Origin of the sequence: Nocardia ignorata NBRC 108230 (assembly GCF_001612905.1) — a bacterium.
Classification (GTDB): Bacteria; Actinomycetota; Actinomycetes; order Mycobacteriales; family Mycobacteriaceae; genus Nocardia; species Nocardia ignorata.
In genome coordinates this window covers 231,025-244,463 of sequence record NZ_BDBI01000002.1, presented here as the reverse complement: position 1 = coordinate 244,463, position 13,439 = coordinate 231,025, and the positions used below count along the sequence as shown (strand labels likewise).

The window sequence follows — 13,439 nt, the reverse complement described above, 5'->3', positions numbered from 1 at the left end:
CGACCCGATGCTGCCGGAATCATCGGTGCGGGTTGCCGAGAACCGGCGAACGGCGCACTCTGGACAGCGCACGACCCGATCAGCGACACCCGTCCGAGGCAACGACGACGACAGAGGAGTACCGATGATCGACTACGACACCGCCCGCCCGCTGGACGAGGTCCCCGAGGCCGATCGCGTGGAACAGGAGCAGTCGGCCTTCCACGACGATGTCCCCGACGACCCGGCCCTCGTCGACAGCGCCGACTACACCGAGGAGATGGCGGCCCGGGTCGATCAGGACGCCGACCGGGCCAATCCGGCCGATGTGATCGAGCAGAGCATCGAGGTGCCGCTCGATGACGGTGACGCGTTCGTCGACGAGGAGGACGAGCTCTAGCCGGCGATCTTGGCGCGCACGGTGGCGTGCAGCTCGCGCAGGCTGGACCGTTCGGTGGCCACCTCGAGCACCCGCATGCCGTGCGCGTCGGCGGCGAGTTCCTCCGCGAGTTCGGCGGGGTCGACGCCACGATGCGGAATGCGGTAGGCGGCGCACAGCGCGGCCAGATCCATGCCGTGCGGTGTGCCGAAGACCCGCTCGAACACGCCCGCGTACTGCGGGTCGCCCTGTTCGAGCAGCTCGAAGATGCCGCCGCCGTCGTCGTTGGCGACCACGATGGTCAGGTTGCCGGGGCGCGGTTCGCCGCGGCCGATGAGCAGGCCGGACGCGTCGTGCAGGAACGTCAGGTCACCCATGAGGGCGATCGTGCGGCCGGGGTGTGCCAACGCCGCGCCCACCGCGCCGGAGACGGTGCCATCGATGCCCGCGACGCCACGGTTGGACAGCACCCGCACACCTCGGCGCGGGCTCGACACCAGTGCGGCGTCGCGCACCGGGTTCGATGCGCCGAGCAACAGCTGATCACCCTCGCGCAGAGCGTCCATGACCACGGCGGCGACGTGCAGGCCGGTGGCCTTGGGGTGGCTCGCCAGCTCGGCGCGGACCACCGCTTCGGCCTGGTTGTTCAGGTCGGCGCAGCGGGCCAGCCATGCCGGGTCCGGGGTTCCGGTGGTGACCGCGCGGGTGCCGGTGCCGACGACATTGCCGGACACATCGGGCCAGCGTGGACCCGTGGTGAGCGCGTACACGGTGACGTTCGGATCGGCGAGCACCCGCGACACCTGCCGGTGCAGCGTGGGCCGACCGGTGATGATCGCCTGCTTCGGCGCCAGCAGCGACAGCGCGAGCGGATGCAAGGCCGGGCCGTGCATGGGCGCGGTCGGCTCGGCGACCGTCGGCAGCGCCGCGAGCTCGGGGCGCAGACCGGCACCGTGTCCGGAGATGACCACGGTGTCGGGGGTGAGGTCGATGTCGAGCGGTACGTCGAGGGTCGCGTACTGGGTAGCCGTCCACGGCTTGTCACCCTCGCGACCGACGGGGATCACATCGTCGGACAGCTCAGGGACCAGGGGCTCGCGCAGCGGGATGTCGAACTGCACGGGTCCCGCGTTGCCGGAGCGGGTACCGCGCGCGGCGGCGAGCACCCGGCACACGGCCGAGCGCCACACGCTGTTCTGTCTCGCGTAGTTCGCCTCGCCGACCTCGGCTTCGGCCAGTCCGAGGCTGATGGTCGCGCGCACCTGGCTGCCGAACAGGCCGAGCTGTTCGACGGTCTGGTTGGCGCCGGTGCCGAGCATCTCGTAGGGCCGGTTCGCGCTGACCACGATCAGCGGCACCCGCGCGTAGTTCGCCTCGAGCACGGCGGGGGCCAGGTTGGCGACGGCGGTACCGGAGGTCATCACCACCGGGACGGGCCGCCCCGACGACACCGCCAGGCCGATCGCGAGGAATCCCGCGGTGCGCTCGTCGATGCGCATGTGCAGCCGCAGCCGACCGGCCGCGTCGGCGGCCTGCAGGGCGAAGGCGAGCGGGGCGTTGCGCGATCCGGGGCACAGCACCACCTCGCGGACGCCGCCGCGCACGAACTCGTCGACGACCACTCGTGCCTGCGCAGTTGACGGATTCACAATCACCAGCCTGTCAGACGGGGCGGGGCGCGTCTGCCTCCGGCCCACGTTGGATACGTCACCGCCGGGGCCCTGCGGCACCGTCATGGTGCCGGAGACCAATTCCCCGGCGGTTCCGGGCAATTAGCTGCCGGTGGCTCGAAAGGTATGGCTATTACTATGTTTATCTGTTCGAGATACATCGGTTCGCAAACAAGTCGTCAAGACAAAGAAATCCGGCGACGGGGCCGTGCCCCGGTCGCCGGATTTCGTTTCGGCACAAGGGCCGAGGGTGGGGTCAGCTCACTCGGCGGGAGCGGTGAGGTCCTTGATGCCGGTGACGGCGTCGACGATGTTGAGGACGGCGGAGGTGAGGCCGTCGATGGCACCACTGCCCGACTCGAGCACGCTGGAGCCGGCGGCGGGGCCTTCGAGCAGGCCGGCCGAGCCGGTGGACAGCTCGAGCAGCTCGGCGGAACCGCTGGCGGAGCCGCTGTCCTCAGCGTTCGCCATAGCGGCCGGACCGAAGAACATGACGGCGGCGGTAGCGGCGGCACCGGTGGCGGCGAGGGCCTTACGAGAGATCATGTGACCGGACTTCCTTTCGACCTGCGCAATGCAGTCATTTCATCTGTACCCAGCGGAAGATGCGATTTCCGCAGCAAGCAATTCCTCTTTCCGAACCGCTCGAGAGGCACGGTAATCGATTCCGGTCGGCAGTAGCCAATCGTTCGCGGCATCCTCGCGCGCTCCATAATTCACGGCAACCCGCAATTTTCCCGCCGTTTACCGGCGCGGTTATCTCGCTCACAGTCGGGGCGGCGGAATTTACCCGCGACCGGGCGTGGCCGTGACGGGCGGTTCCCGCGAATCCCCCGGGGTGACAGTGGTCACAGGACATGCGAAAGGCCGGTGCGGTTCGCGTACGAACCACACCGGCCTTCGGTGTGTGCGGGAAACTCAGCCCGCGTGCTTCTGCACCAGATCGCCGACGCGCGGCAGCGCCTCGATGACGTGCTTCTTGGCCGAACCGCGCATCGAGGAGTACACCTTCTGCAGCGCGGGACGGGTCGACGCCTCGGCGCGGGCGTCGGTGACCGCCAGCAGCGACTCGGCGACCTCGTCGGACTTGGCGCTCAGCAGATCGGCGAAGGTGCCGGTGCCCGAGGCGGTGAATTCGGCCCAGTACGGCTGGAGCTGATCGAGCAGCTTCGGCGCCAGCGAGGCCAGCGCGTCGGGAACGATGGTGGGGCTGATCTTCTTGACCGCCGCGTAACCACCCTTCACGGCCAGGCCGGACGCACCACCTTTGTCCGAGACCTCGGCGTCGAGAACCTCGACGGCGTCAGCAAGGAAAGCCGGGCGCTTGGCGTCGTCGAGCAGGGATTCAGACAGTGCTGCAACCACTTTCAGGTTCCTCCGGATCGGTTCGATGAACGAGCAGGCGCAACTATACGCACCCGCGCGCGGGATGCTCGCGCGACCGCTCGACCTGCGGTGTTACCGCCTCGTAGGCTCGCCCCATGCGGTAGGGCAATAATCGGTGTCGTGACTTTCGATCCGAAGCTGTGGCGGCCCGTCCCCGGGTTCGAAGACCTGACCGACATCACCTATCACCGGCACGTCGAACAGGGCACCGTGCGCGTGGCCTTCGACCGGCCCGAGGTGCGCAACGCCTTCCGCCCGCACACCGTCGACGAGCTGTATCGCGCGCTCGACCACGCGCGCATGTCGCCGGACGTGGGTGCGGTGCTGCTCACCGGCAACGGGCCGAGCCCGAAAGACGGTGGCTGGGCGTTCTGTTCCGGCGGCGACCAGCGCATCCGCGGCCGCAGCGGCTACCAGTACGCCGAGGGCGACACCGCCGACACCGTCGACAAGGCACGCGCGGGCCGGTTGCACATCCTCGAGGTGCAGCGGCTGATCCGGTTCATGCCCAAGGTGGTGATCGCCCTGGTGAACGGGTGGGCGGCCGGCGGCGGCCACAGCCTGCACGTGGTGTGCGACCTGACGCTCGCTTCGCGCGAGCACGCGCGCTTCAAGCAGACCGACGCCGATGTCGGCTCGTTCGACGGCGGTTACGGCAGCGCGTATCTGGCGAAGATGGTCGGCCAGAAGTTCGCGCGCGAGATCTTCTTCCTCGGCAGGCCGTACACGGCCGAGGAGATGCATCAGATGGGTGCGGTGAACAAGGTCGTCGACCACGACGAGCTCGAGACCGTGGCGCTGGAGTGGACCGCCGACATCAACGGCAAATCGCCACAGGCCCAGCGCATGCTGAAGTACGCGTTCAACCTGCTCGACGACGGTCTGGTCGGTCAGCAGCTGTTCGCCGGTGAGGCGACCAGGCTGGCGTACATGACCGACGAGGCGGTGGAGGGGCGCGACGCCTTCCTGGAGAAGCGCGCGCCCGACTGGACGCCCTACCCCTGGTACTTCTGAGAACGGACGGGCGATGGAAATTCTCAACAGCCGGATCATCGTGCGGCCCAGCGACTATGCGGCCACCCTCGCGTTCTACCGCGACGGGCTCGGTCTCGCGATCGCCAGGGAGTACCCCGGCGGCACGGTGTTCTTCGCCGGGCAGTCGCTGGTGGAGGTCGCCGCGCACGGTGGCAGCGGGCAGTCGGGCACTTTCGACGGTGCGCTGTGGCTGCAGGTGCGCGATGTGTCCGACGCGGCGGCGGAGCTGGCGCTGAAGGGAATTCCCATCGTCCGTGAACCCGTGCTCGAGCCGTGGGGACTGTGGGAGATGTGGGTTGCCGACCCCGACGGCGTACCGATCGTGCTGGTGGAGGTGCCCGCCGAACATCCCATCCGGCGTGACCAGCGCTGGTCGCCGGAGTGAGCCGGGTCGCCCGATTTGCCGATGCGCGCGTGCCCGAGCACGATGGCTGGGAGCAAGCGCCCGACCGCCGACGTCCGGACCGCGCAGCGAGTTCTGTCCATCTACTGAATCGCAGACGCTATGCCTGGCTTTTTCCCGCAGAGCAAACCGACCCGTTGGCCGGGTCTTGTCGCCCGCATGACACGATCGAAGTCGTGAGGTCGCACAGCTTGCTGTATCCGGAGGTGGTGGCGTGAGCAGAACCCTTCGGACGCTGCAGATGCCCACCGGTTCCGGTGTCGGCGAAGTACTTCCCCATCTGCGGCAGGCCCTCGACGGCAGCGGACCGGCGTGGCTGCCGATCCCGACGACCGACCGTCGCGAGGCACGCCGACTCTCCGACGCGCTCAAGCCGGGCGACCCGATCGACGACGACGTCGCGCTCGTCGTGACGACCTCGGGCACCACCGGCATCCCCAAGGGCGCGTTGCTCGGCGCCGAGGCACTGCGGGCCAGCGGAAACGCCACCCACGCTCGCCTCGGCGGACCCGGCAGCTGGCTGCTCGCCCTGCCGACCCACCACATCGCCGGCATTCAGGTGCTGTTGCGCAGCATCCTCGCGGGCACCGAGCCGACCGTGCTCGACGTGTCGGGCGGATTCCTGCCGGAGGCACTGGCCGGGGCGGTCGGTGCGATGCGCGGGCCGCGCCGCTACACCGCGCTCGTCCCGACCCAGCTCATCAAGTCGCTGGACTCGCCGATCGCGGCCAAGGCGCTCAGCGAGCTCGACGCCGTGCTGGTCGGCGGGGCGGCCACCCCGCCACCGGTGTACGAGCGGGCCCGCGATGCCGGGATCAATGTGGTCCGCACCTACGGCATGAGCGAGACATGCGGCGGCTGCGTGTACGACGGCGTACCGCTCGACGGCACCCGCGTACGCATCGAGGACGGCCGGGTGGTGCTCGGCGGCGCGATGATCGCGCGCGGGTACCGCAACCTGCCCGACCACCCCGCCTTCGCCGAGCCCGGCTGGTTCCGCACCGAGGACGCGGGTTCGTTCGAAGACGGTAAGCTCGCGATCAGCGGACGACTCGACGAGGCCATCATGACCGGTGGCCTGCTGGTGATTCCGCAGGTGGTGGAGGCCGTGCTGGCCACTCATCCGGGGATCCGGGAATGCATCGTGCTCGGGCTGCCCGACGAACGGCTCGGTCAGCGGGTGGCCGTGGCGATCGTGCCGAACGCGGGCGCCGCCCCCACGCTGGAGGAGATCCGGGCGCACGTCGTCGCCGAGCTCGACTCGATCGCGGCGCCGAGGGAACTCGTGGTGCTCGAGGAGATTCCGCTGCGTGGGCCCGGTAAGCCCGATCGCGCGGCCGTGCGGGCACGCCTGCTGGCCGGATAGTCGTCGCGGCCGACGGGCGGGGTGCCGACCTGCCACGATGACACCGGCCCGCAAGCCGCGAATTTGTCGGTGCCGGGTTCTAGGCTCACTCTCATGGGCGACTTCGAGGTGAGCAGGCGCGCGACCATCGCCGCCGAGCCGGCACGCATCCGTGGCTTCATCAACGACTTCCGGCAGTGGCGGCTGTGGTCGCCCTGGGAGGATTCCGACCCGCAGCTGGCCCGCACCTACAGCGGTCCCGAATCCGGTGTGGGCGCGCGGTACGCATGGCGCGGCAACCGCAAGGCCGGTGCCGGTGTGATGGAGATCAAAGCCGATGCCGAGCGCGAGATCGGCGTGCGACTGGAGTTCGAGAAACCGTTCAAGGCAACCAATACGGTCACCTTCACCCTCGACCCGGTCCCCGGCGGCACCGAGGTGACCTGGCGGATGACCGGCACCCACTCGGGCCTGATGGGTGTGCTCGGCAAGGTGTTCCCGATCGACAACATGATCGGCAAGGACTTCGACAAGGGCCTGGCCAGATTGAAGACGGTCGCCGAATCAGCCGGGTCCTGAACACGCGACTAGGCTTCGATTCATGGCTACAGCTGCGGAATGGATCGAAGGCGCCCGGCCGCGGACGCTGCCCAACGCGATCGCCCCGGTCCTGGCGGGCACCGGTGCCGCCGCCTCGATCGACGGCGCCGTCTGGTGGAAAGCACTACTGGCCCTGCTCGTTTCGCTCGCCCTGATCGTCGGGGTGAACTACGCCAACGACTACTCCGACGGAATCCGCGGCACCGACGACGAGCGGGTGGGGCCGCTGCGGCTGGTCGGGTCGAAACTGGCCTCCCCCAGCGCTGTTCGCACCGCCGCCGTGGTGAGCCTCGCGGTGGGGGCCGTCGCCGGGCTCGTGCTCGCCGCGACGACCGCCTGGTGGCTGGTACTCCTCGGCGCGCTGTGCCTGGCCGGTGCCTGGTTCTACACCGGTGGCAGCAAGCCCTACGGATACAGCGGTTTCGGTGAGATCGCGGTGTTCGTGTTCTTCGGGTTGATCGCCGTACTCGGCACCCAGTTCGTGCAGGCGGAGCGGGTCGACTGGGTGGGGCTACTGCTGGCGATCGGTGTCGGCGCGTTCTCCAGTGCCGTGCTGGTCGCCAACAACCTGCGTGACATTCCCACCGACACCGAGTCCGGGAAGGTCACCCTCGCCGTGAAACTCGGTGACGCGCGCACCCGCACACTGCACCTGGTACTGCTGGCCGTACCGTTCATCATCAGTCTCGCGCTGATCGCCCGCACACCGCTGGCGCTGGCCGGACTGCTGGCGATTCCGCTGGCAGTCCGGGCCAACGCCCCGGTGCGTACGGGCAAGGGCGGGCTGGAACTGATTCCCGCCCTGCGCGATTCCGGGCTGGCGCTGCTGGCCTGGTCGGCGCTGAGCGCGCTGGCCGTCGGTTTCGGCTAGTCGCCGTCGGGCACGATGATGCCGAGTACCCAGTTGACCAGCATGATGATGACACCGCCGAGCACCGCTGCCCAGAAACCGTCGACCCGCAGGCCGTAGTCGGTGAGTTCGGTGATCTTGGCGGTGAGCCACAGCATGGCCGCGTTCACCACCAGCAGGAACAGGCCGAGCGTGAGGATCACGAACGGCAGGGACAGAAGTTTCACGATCGGCTTGATGACGGCGTTCACGGCGGTGAACACGATCGCGACGATGAGGATGACCAGGGCCTTGCCCCAGTTGCCCCACTCGTCGGACCATTCCGGCGGCACGGAAATAGTGATCTTGTCGATCCACGCCGCCGCGGCCCAGATGGCTATGGCGTTGATGACCAACCGTATGGCTAGCTGCATAGACCCATGCTATGCCCGAAATCGGACATCGCGGTGTGTCCGGCGCGGCAAGTTCAGGCGGCGCGGTCGAGCATCCGGTGGATGTCCTCGCGCAGCGTCGCGATGCCGTCGCTGCCGCCGAGCAGATCGGCCTGCACCGGATCGACGCTGCGGAGAATGCCGAGCAACAGGTGGGCGGTGCCGATCTCGCGGTCCTTGCGGCGCAGTGCTTCGCGCAGGGCGAGCTCGAGGGACTTCTTGGCGGGCGCCGAGAACGGGATGTGGCCCCAGTCGGCACCCTTCACGCGGCCGAAGATCCCGCGCTTGGGTTCGGGTTCGGCCTGATCCCACGCCTGCGGGCCGAAGTTCTCGATGACGCTGGCCCGCACCGCGTCGAGGTCGATGCCGATGGAGCGCAGCGCCTCCGCGTCGTCGGCGCCGAGCGGGGTTTCGTTCGCCCGTGCGGCGAGCGTGGAGCGCACGCCCTCGGCGGTGATGCCGTCGGCGTCGAGAACCGCGCGCAGCGGCGGCTCGGCGTTGGTCAGCACGCCGAGCAGGACGTGTTCGGGTCCGATTCGCTGGGCGCCCAGTTCCTTGGCTTCTTCCTGAGCCAGGACAACGGCCACCTTGGCGCCTTTGGTGAATTTCTCGAACATCAGCGGGTGCCACCCTTCCGGTTGTGTTTCTGATGCACCGCTTGCTTGCTCACCTCGAGCGCGTCGGCAATCGCCTGCCACGACCAGCCGTTGGCGCGCGCGTTGGCCACCTGGATGGTTTCGAGCCGGTCGGCCAGTCTGCGCAGGGCGAGCACCGCGCGCAGACCGACCGAGGGATCGGGATTGCCCGCCGCGGCGGCGAGCGTGGTTGCATCGGTCATGCTGTCAATTTTGATTGACGATCCAAGGGTTGTCAACAAAAATTGACGACCGATGTCAGCTCAATCGGTAGACGAGCTTGGCGAACTGCCCCAGGCGCTCGACCTCGACGAGTCGCAGCCGGTCGGCCAGAATGCGGCGCGGGAGTACGGGCGCGCCGCCACCGAGAGTCACCGGCGCGACGCCGACGATCACCTCGTCGAGCAGCCCGGCATCGGCGAACTGTCCGGCGAGGTCGCCACCACCCATCACCCAGATGTCGCGAACCCCGGCCGCTGCGGTCATCTGCTCGTGGACCGGGCCGACCTCACCGGCGACGAAGCGCACGTTCGCACCGGGCAGCCGGGGCAGCACCCGGTGGGTGAACACCCAGGTCGGCAGGTCGCCGTACTCGTCGTGCCAGGTCTCGGGCGGGTTGTTGTTCGCCATCCACTCGTAGGTGGTCGACCCGAGACACATGGCGCCGACGCCTTCCAGGAAAACGCCGACATCCCCGGTGGCCGGATCGGCATCGGCTACCGCCATCAGCCAATCCAGCGAATTGTCGGGGTCGGCGATGTAGCCGTCGAGACTGGAAGCCGTGTAATAGGTGGTCGTCATGAACACCGATCCTGACAGTGAAACCTGCCATCCACTGTCAAGGTTCGGTGTGGGAAATCAGCCGGTCCAGCGACCCGTCGCGGCGAATTCGGCGAGAACGGCGCTCGGTCCGGTCAGGTCGAGGCGCTGACCCTCGACCCAGGCATCGTCGAAGTAGGTACCGGCGTAGCGGTCACCGCCGTCGCACAGCAGGGTGACGACACTGCCGCTGCGCCCGGCCGCGAGCAGTTCGGCGACCAGGTGGAACGCGCCCCACAGATTGGTCCCCGTCGAGCCGCCCACGCGGCGGCCGAGGGCGGTGCTCGCGTGCCGGGTGGCCGCGATCGAGGCCGCGTCGGGCACCACGATCATGCGGTCCACGACCTGACCGATGAACGACGGCTCCACCCGCGGGCGACCGATTCCCTCGATGCGCGAAGGCATTCCGGTCTCGTACCCGGCGTCGCCGGTCTCGTAACCGCCGTAGAACGCGGAGTTCTCCGGGTCGACCACGGCCAGGCGCGTGGGGTGCCTGCGGTAGCGGATGTAGCGACCGATCGTCGCGCTCGTGCCACCGGTTCCGGCGCCGACCACGATCCACTCCGGGATCGGATGCTGTTCCAAAGCCAGCTGCTGGAAGATGGATTCGGCGATGTTGTTGTTGCCGCGCCAGTCCGTCGCCCGTTCGGCGTGGGTGAACTGGTCCATGAAGTGCCCGCCCGATTCGGCGGCCAGCCGCTTGGCCTCGGAGTACATCTCCGGCGGCCGCTCGACGAAATGGCAACGGCCACCCTGGGCTTCGATCAGCGCGATCTTCTGCGGCGACGTACTCGCCGGCATCACCGCCACGAAATCGAGCCCGAGCAGCTTGGCGAAATACGCCTCGCTCACCGCCGTCGACCCCGACGACGCCTCGACCACCGTCGTCCCCTCGGTCACCCAGCCGTTGCAGATCGCGTACAGGAACAGCGATCTGGCCAGGCGGTGCTTGAGACTGCCTGTGATGTGGGTGGATTCGTCCTTGAGATACAGCTGTACCGGCCAGTCGGCGGGCAGCGGGTAGCGCAACAGGTGGGTGTCGGCGGAACGCTGGGCGTCGGCGTCGATCAGCCGCACCGCGTTGTCGACCCAGTCACGCGGTGCGCTGCGGTCGAGGTACTTCACGCGTCCTCGTCACCCCGCAGACGAGCCCGCAGCTGCGCCTTGTCCTGGCGGCGGCGCTCGTCGACGACGGCGATGTCCTCGTTCACCTTCATGCGCAGTTTCTTGAACAGGGTCAGCGACAGCGGCATCGCGACGATCAGCGCGAACAGGGCCGCTACGATGATCGGCACCTCGACCCCGATGAGCTTGGCGACGCCGACGATCAACGCGGCGATCACCACGACAAGCCCGAGCCGGGCCAGCGTGTAGAGGGCAAGGTTGCGGGCCAGCCGCTTCCCCGCAGAACCTTGCTGACCAGTTGCTTCACTCACCTTGACAGGGTAACCCCGGCGCGCGCGGCCCCGTTCGCGGCATTTGTCTATTACTTCCCCTTTACCAACTGTAGGTGGTTCGACTACGTGGGGGTCGCAGTGCGACGATGGCGCCATCTGATGAGGGAACTGTCGAGAACGGAGAGGTTAGCTATGACTGCGATCACCGTCGGCGGCCAGGACACTCTGCTGACACCAGGCCAAGTGGCCGCAATGTTCCACGTAGACCCGAAGACCGTTACTCGGTGGGCCCATGCGGGCAGGCTCGGTTCGCTGCGCACGCCGGGCGGACACCGCCGATTCCGCGAGTCCGAGGTTCTGCAGCTGCTCAAATCGCTCACCACCGAGGCAGCCCCCCGCTGACCTCACCGGCGGCGCGAGCCGGTTCGGCTCGCGTTTGCCGGGAATTTCCCCTCCGTTGCCGATGTGCACACGGTGCGGACACGGCTACCCTCGATAGCAGGAGGTGAGCGACGTGACGTACCTGTTGGCACTCATCGCGATCGTGGCCATCGCGGTGCTGTGCTGGAAGGCGTTCGGCCCCGAACGCCCGAGCCCGAACCCCGGCCCGGCCGCACGCAGGCCGATCCTCGGTCCGGACGACGACCCGGAATTCCTGTGGCGGCTCCGCAAGCAACCACGCGACGATTCCGGTCCCGAGGCGTGAGCTGACCCACATACCCCCCATTGCGCACGAAACAGCTGGGTAGATAACGTATTCCGGTGATCGATGTGCAGCAGGCTTCCATCCCGACCACTTGGCGCGCGGCCGACGGCAGCGCCGTGACGTTCACCGAGGCGCGGTCGGCGTGGACACGCGCGGCACACGACGTGCTCGCCGCCACCGCGTCGCGCTTCAACAACTTCATCGTCAATACCGAGCTGGCCGAATTGGTGCAGGAAGAGTCCGGTATCCGCACCCAGGTGAAGTGGCAGCACTGGCTGCCGGTCGTGCTCGACCGGGTCGCCGAATACTGTCACAACAACAACGAGCCGCCGCTGAGCGCGCTGTGTGTGCGCCGCAACCAGACCGTCGGCACCGGCTACCGCTACATCCTCGAACTCGCCGGCCTGCCCATCCCCGACGACCTCGAGATGCACGCGGCCGCCGCCCGCTGGCAGTGCTACCAGCACTACGCCACCGACCTCCCCGCCGACGGTGGCCTCCCCACCCTCCCCCCGAAGGTCGCCGCGATCCGCCAGCGCACCTCCCAGGACCTGGCGACCACCGAGGCCGCGGAAGCCGCCGAAGCCAAGCGCACCGCCTCCTCCCGCCCCAGCGTCACCACCCCCAAGCCCGAACCGGTCCGCAAACCGGTCTGCCTGAACTGCCACGTGGAACTCCCGGCCAACAAGATCTGCTACTACTGCTGATCGCACCGACCACTGCCCGGATGCTCACCCGAGCACCCGGGCACAGTTGTCTCCGGCCCCGCCACACTTGACCTCAACCGAAGTTGAGCAAATAGCGTCCGGACCTATGAACACGATGCAACCGCCGGTGGTCGATGACGACACCGTGGACCACACCGCCGATATCGCCGCGATCCGCCGGATCGTCGCCGATACCCAGACCGCGTACAACACCAACGATGCCGAGTTGATGACGGCACCGTTCGCCGCGAACGCCGTCGTGGGTAATGCGGTCGGCATGGTGCTGCGTGGGCGCGATGCGCTGCTCGATGCCAATCGACGGGGCTTGGCCGGATTTCTCGCCGACGAGTACGTCCGGTACGACGTCACCGACATCACCTTCCTGCGCCCCGATGTCGCCATCGCGCACAAGGAAGCCCGGGCCACTACCGCCGACGGCACGCTGATCGACACCGACCCTGCCATGGTCGCCCTGTACGTGCTGGTCAAGGAGAACGATCGGTGGTGGGTGTCGGCCCGCCAGAACACCCTCGTTCCGGCTTCCTGATCGCGGCACTACACGCCGCTGCAGACCGTCTTCATCACCATCACCGGACCCGGCCCGATCTTCGCCGCAGCGGCGATCGCGGCCGCTTCGGCCTCCTCGGCCGTCGGGGCGACCCGGGCGCGGAAGTCCCCGTCGCGCCCGGGCCCGCCAGCATTCACCATGTTCCTCGCCAACGACACACATTCGTCGACGAATCGGGCGACGACTTCACAGTTCGGCCGGTGGCACAGCTCCCGCGCGGCTTCCTCCGCAGCCTCCCAGCTCGGATAGTTCACCGCCGAGATCAGATGCGACGAATCGGCCCGATCCATCGTGACAACCCCGTAGTACCGCCCGCCCTCCCCCGGTTCGGCCGCCGCCACCCCGGCTCCCGCGACAACCATCGCCACAGCGGCCAACACCATCGAAATCTGCTTCCCCACGGGGCCCTCCAGTCGATCATCGACTCCTGCCGAGCCGAACCGGACAGCATGACCCGCCCGGCGATCAACGTCAACTCGGTTGCAGCACAAGGGGGTTCACAGCAGCACACCGAGCCAACCGAGCTCAG

Annotated in this window: 20 protein-coding genes; 10 read left to right on the top strand and 10 right to left on the bottom strand. The window is 68.2% G+C overall.

Annotated features, from left to right (window positions below; genetic code table 11):
* Positions 1-124: 124 nt before the first annotated feature.
* Positions 125-379 (top strand): Rv3202a family protein, encoded by a 255-nt coding sequence (locus NI2_RS01600; RefSeq protein WP_067485015.1) that lies wholly within the window; start codon positions 125-127, stop codon positions 377-379.
* Here the strand turns inward: NI2_RS01600 and menD are convergent.
* From menD to NI2_RS01585, 3 genes are all read right to left on the bottom strand, one after another.
* Entirely contained in the window at positions 376-2,007 is a 1,632-nt protein-coding gene (gene menD / locus NI2_RS01595; protein ID WP_067485866.1) for a 2-succinyl-5-enolpyruvyl-6-hydroxy-3-cyclohexene-1-carboxylic-acid synthase, read from the bottom strand. The genes NI2_RS01600 and menD overlap by 4 nt on opposite strands.
* 282 nt (positions 2,008-2,289) lie before the next feature.
* Entirely contained in the window at positions 2,290-2,574 is a 285-nt protein-coding gene (locus NI2_RS01590) for a hypothetical protein (RefSeq protein ID WP_067485012.1), read from the bottom strand.
* 372 nt (positions 2,575-2,946) lie between these two features.
* Positions 2,947-3,393, bottom strand: a complete 447-nt coding sequence (locus NI2_RS01585; protein ID WP_067485009.1) for a DUF6918 family protein — start codon at positions 3,391-3,393, stop codon at positions 2,947-2,949.
* Positions 3,394-3,534: 141 nt separating this feature from the next.
* Between NI2_RS01585 and NI2_RS01580 the strand changes: the two genes are divergently transcribed.
* The 5 genes from NI2_RS01580 to NI2_RS01560 all read left to right on the top strand — a co-directional run bounded on the left by NI2_RS01580 (position 3,535) and on the right by NI2_RS01560 (position 7,668).
* Complete coding sequence (locus NI2_RS01580; protein WP_067485007.1) at positions 3,535-4,428, top strand: 1,4-dihydroxy-2-naphthoyl-CoA synthase; 894 nt, start codon at positions 3,535-3,537, stop codon at positions 4,426-4,428.
* A 13-nt stretch (positions 4,429-4,441) separates the two neighbouring features.
* The gene (locus NI2_RS01575; RefSeq protein WP_067485005.1) at positions 4,442-4,834 is read left to right on the top strand and encodes a VOC family protein; all 393 of its coding nucleotides are present in this window, start codon (positions 4,442-4,444) and stop codon (positions 4,832-4,834) included.
* Positions 4,835-5,093: 259 nt separating this feature from the next.
* Positions 5,094-6,218, top strand: a complete 1,125-nt coding sequence (menE, locus tag NI2_RS01570) for an o-succinylbenzoate--CoA ligase (RefSeq protein ID WP_067485003.1) — start codon at positions 5,094-5,096, stop codon at positions 6,216-6,218.
* A gap of 93 nt (positions 6,219-6,311) precedes the next feature.
* Complete coding sequence (locus NI2_RS01565; RefSeq protein WP_067485002.1) at positions 6,312-6,776, top strand: SRPBCC family protein; 465 nt, start codon at positions 6,312-6,314, stop codon at positions 6,774-6,776.
* A gap of 22 nt (positions 6,777-6,798) precedes the next feature.
* Positions 6,799-7,668, top strand: a complete 870-nt coding sequence (locus NI2_RS01560; protein WP_067485000.1) for a 1,4-dihydroxy-2-naphthoate polyprenyltransferase — start codon at positions 6,799-6,801, stop codon at positions 7,666-7,668.
* Here the strand turns inward: NI2_RS01560 and NI2_RS01555 are convergent.
* Genes NI2_RS01555 through NI2_RS01530 form a run of 6 tightly spaced genes read right to left on the bottom strand, consistent with a single transcriptional unit; the run spans position 7,665 to position 10,968 of the window.
* Entirely contained in the window at positions 7,665-8,060 is a 396-nt protein-coding gene (locus tag NI2_RS01555) for a phage holin family protein (RefSeq protein WP_067484995.1), read from the bottom strand. The genes NI2_RS01560 and NI2_RS01555 overlap by 4 nt on opposite strands.
* Before the next feature lie 53 nt (positions 8,061-8,113).
* Positions 8,114-8,695, bottom strand: coding sequence for a Clp protease N-terminal domain-containing protein (locus NI2_RS01550; protein ID WP_067484992.1), 582 nt, complete (start codon positions 8,693-8,695; stop codon positions 8,114-8,116).
* Entirely contained in the window at positions 8,695-8,916 is a 222-nt protein-coding gene (locus NI2_RS01545; protein WP_067484990.1) for a hypothetical protein, read from the bottom strand. The genes NI2_RS01550 and NI2_RS01545 overlap by 1 nt, the downstream gene beginning before the upstream one ends.
* Positions 8,917-8,971: 55 nt before the next feature.
* Entirely contained in the window at positions 8,972-9,514 is a 543-nt protein-coding gene (locus tag NI2_RS01540) for a dihydrofolate reductase family protein (protein WP_067484987.1), read from the bottom strand.
* A 57-nt stretch (positions 9,515-9,571) separates the two neighbouring features.
* Entirely contained in the window at positions 9,572-10,657 is a 1,086-nt protein-coding gene (gene cds1, locus NI2_RS01535) for an L-cysteine desulfhydrase Cds1 (RefSeq protein ID WP_067484984.1), read from the bottom strand.
* Positions 10,654-10,968 carry a DUF4229 domain-containing protein gene (locus tag NI2_RS01530; RefSeq protein WP_067484981.1) on the bottom strand — a complete coding sequence of 105 codons (315 nt, stop codon included), beginning with the start codon at positions 10,966-10,968 and terminating at the stop codon, positions 10,654-10,656. The genes cds1 and NI2_RS01530 overlap by 4 nt, the downstream gene beginning before the upstream one ends.
* A gap of 153 nt (positions 10,969-11,121) precedes the next feature.
* Here NI2_RS01530 and NI2_RS01525 point away from each other — a divergent pair, with 153 nt between their 5' ends.
* The 4 genes from NI2_RS01525 to NI2_RS01510 all read left to right on the top strand — a co-directional run bounded on the left by NI2_RS01525 (position 11,122) and on the right by NI2_RS01510 (position 12,889).
* Entirely contained in the window at positions 11,122-11,331 is a 210-nt protein-coding gene (locus NI2_RS01525) for a BldC family transcriptional regulator (RefSeq protein ID WP_019049435.1), read from the top strand.
* 112 nt (positions 11,332-11,443) lie between these two features.
* Complete coding sequence (locus tag NI2_RS01520) at positions 11,444-11,635, top strand: hypothetical protein (RefSeq protein ID WP_067485864.1); 192 nt, start codon at positions 11,444-11,446, stop codon at positions 11,633-11,635.
* Positions 11,636-11,691: 56 nt separating this feature from the next.
* Positions 11,692-12,342: a hypothetical protein gene (locus NI2_RS01515; protein ID WP_067484979.1), complete on the top strand. Its 651-nt coding sequence runs from the start codon at positions 11,692-11,694 to the stop codon at positions 12,340-12,342.
* A gap of 106 nt (positions 12,343-12,448) precedes the next feature.
* Positions 12,449-12,889, top strand: coding sequence for an SgcJ/EcaC family oxidoreductase (locus NI2_RS01510; protein ID WP_067484976.1), 441 nt, complete (start codon positions 12,449-12,451; stop codon positions 12,887-12,889).
* A gap of 8 nt (positions 12,890-12,897) precedes the next feature.
* Here NI2_RS01510 and NI2_RS01505 read toward each other — a convergent pair whose 3' ends face one another.
* Positions 12,898-13,311, bottom strand: a complete 414-nt coding sequence (locus tag NI2_RS01505; protein WP_067484973.1) for a DUF4189 domain-containing protein — start codon at positions 13,309-13,311, stop codon at positions 12,898-12,900.
* Positions 13,312-13,439 lie beyond the last annotated feature (128 nt).

What these genes read in the sequence shown, in the direction of transcription:
- NI2_RS01555 (WP_067484995.1), bottom strand. Translation starts at nt 8,060, where the DNA reads ATGCAGCTAGCCATACGGTTGGTCATCAACGCCATAGCCATCTGGGCC.
- NI2_RS01510 (WP_067484976.1), top strand. Translation starts at nt 12,449, where the DNA reads ATGAACACGATGCAACCGCCGGTGGTCGATGACGACACCGTGGACCAC.
- NI2_RS01590 (WP_067485012.1), bottom strand. Translation starts at nt 2,574, where the DNA reads ATGATCTCTCGTAAGGCCCTCGCCGCCACCGGTGCCGCCGCTACCGCC.
- NI2_RS01560 (WP_067485000.1), top strand. Translation starts at nt 6,799, where the DNA reads ATGGCTACAGCTGCGGAATGGATCGAAGGCGCCCGGCCGCGGACGCTG.
- NI2_RS01600 (WP_067485015.1), top strand. Translation starts at nt 125, where the DNA reads ATGATCGACTACGACACCGCCCGCCCGCTGGACGAGGTCCCCGAGGCC.
- NI2_RS01540 (WP_067484987.1), bottom strand. Translation starts at nt 9,514, where the DNA reads ATGACGACCACCTATTACACGGCTTCCAGTCTCGACGGCTACATCGCC.
- NI2_RS01550 (WP_067484992.1), bottom strand. Translation starts at nt 8,695, where the DNA reads ATGTTCGAGAAATTCACCAAAGGCGCCAAGGTGGCCGTTGTCCTGGCT.
- NI2_RS01575 (WP_067485005.1), top strand. Translation starts at nt 4,442, where the DNA reads ATGGAAATTCTCAACAGCCGGATCATCGTGCGGCCCAGCGACTATGCG.
- NI2_RS01565 (WP_067485002.1), top strand. Translation starts at nt 6,312, where the DNA reads ATGGGCGACTTCGAGGTGAGCAGGCGCGCGACCATCGCCGCCGAGCCG.
- NI2_RS01545 (WP_067484990.1), bottom strand. Translation starts at nt 8,916, where the DNA reads ATGACCGATGCAACCACGCTCGCCGCCGCGGCGGGCAATCCCGATCCC.
- NI2_RS01525 (WP_019049435.1), top strand. Translation starts at nt 11,122, where the DNA reads ATGACTGCGATCACCGTCGGCGGCCAGGACACTCTGCTGACACCAGGC.
- menE (WP_067485003.1), top strand. Translation starts at nt 5,094, where the DNA reads ATGCCCACCGGTTCCGGTGTCGGCGAAGTACTTCCCCATCTGCGGCAG.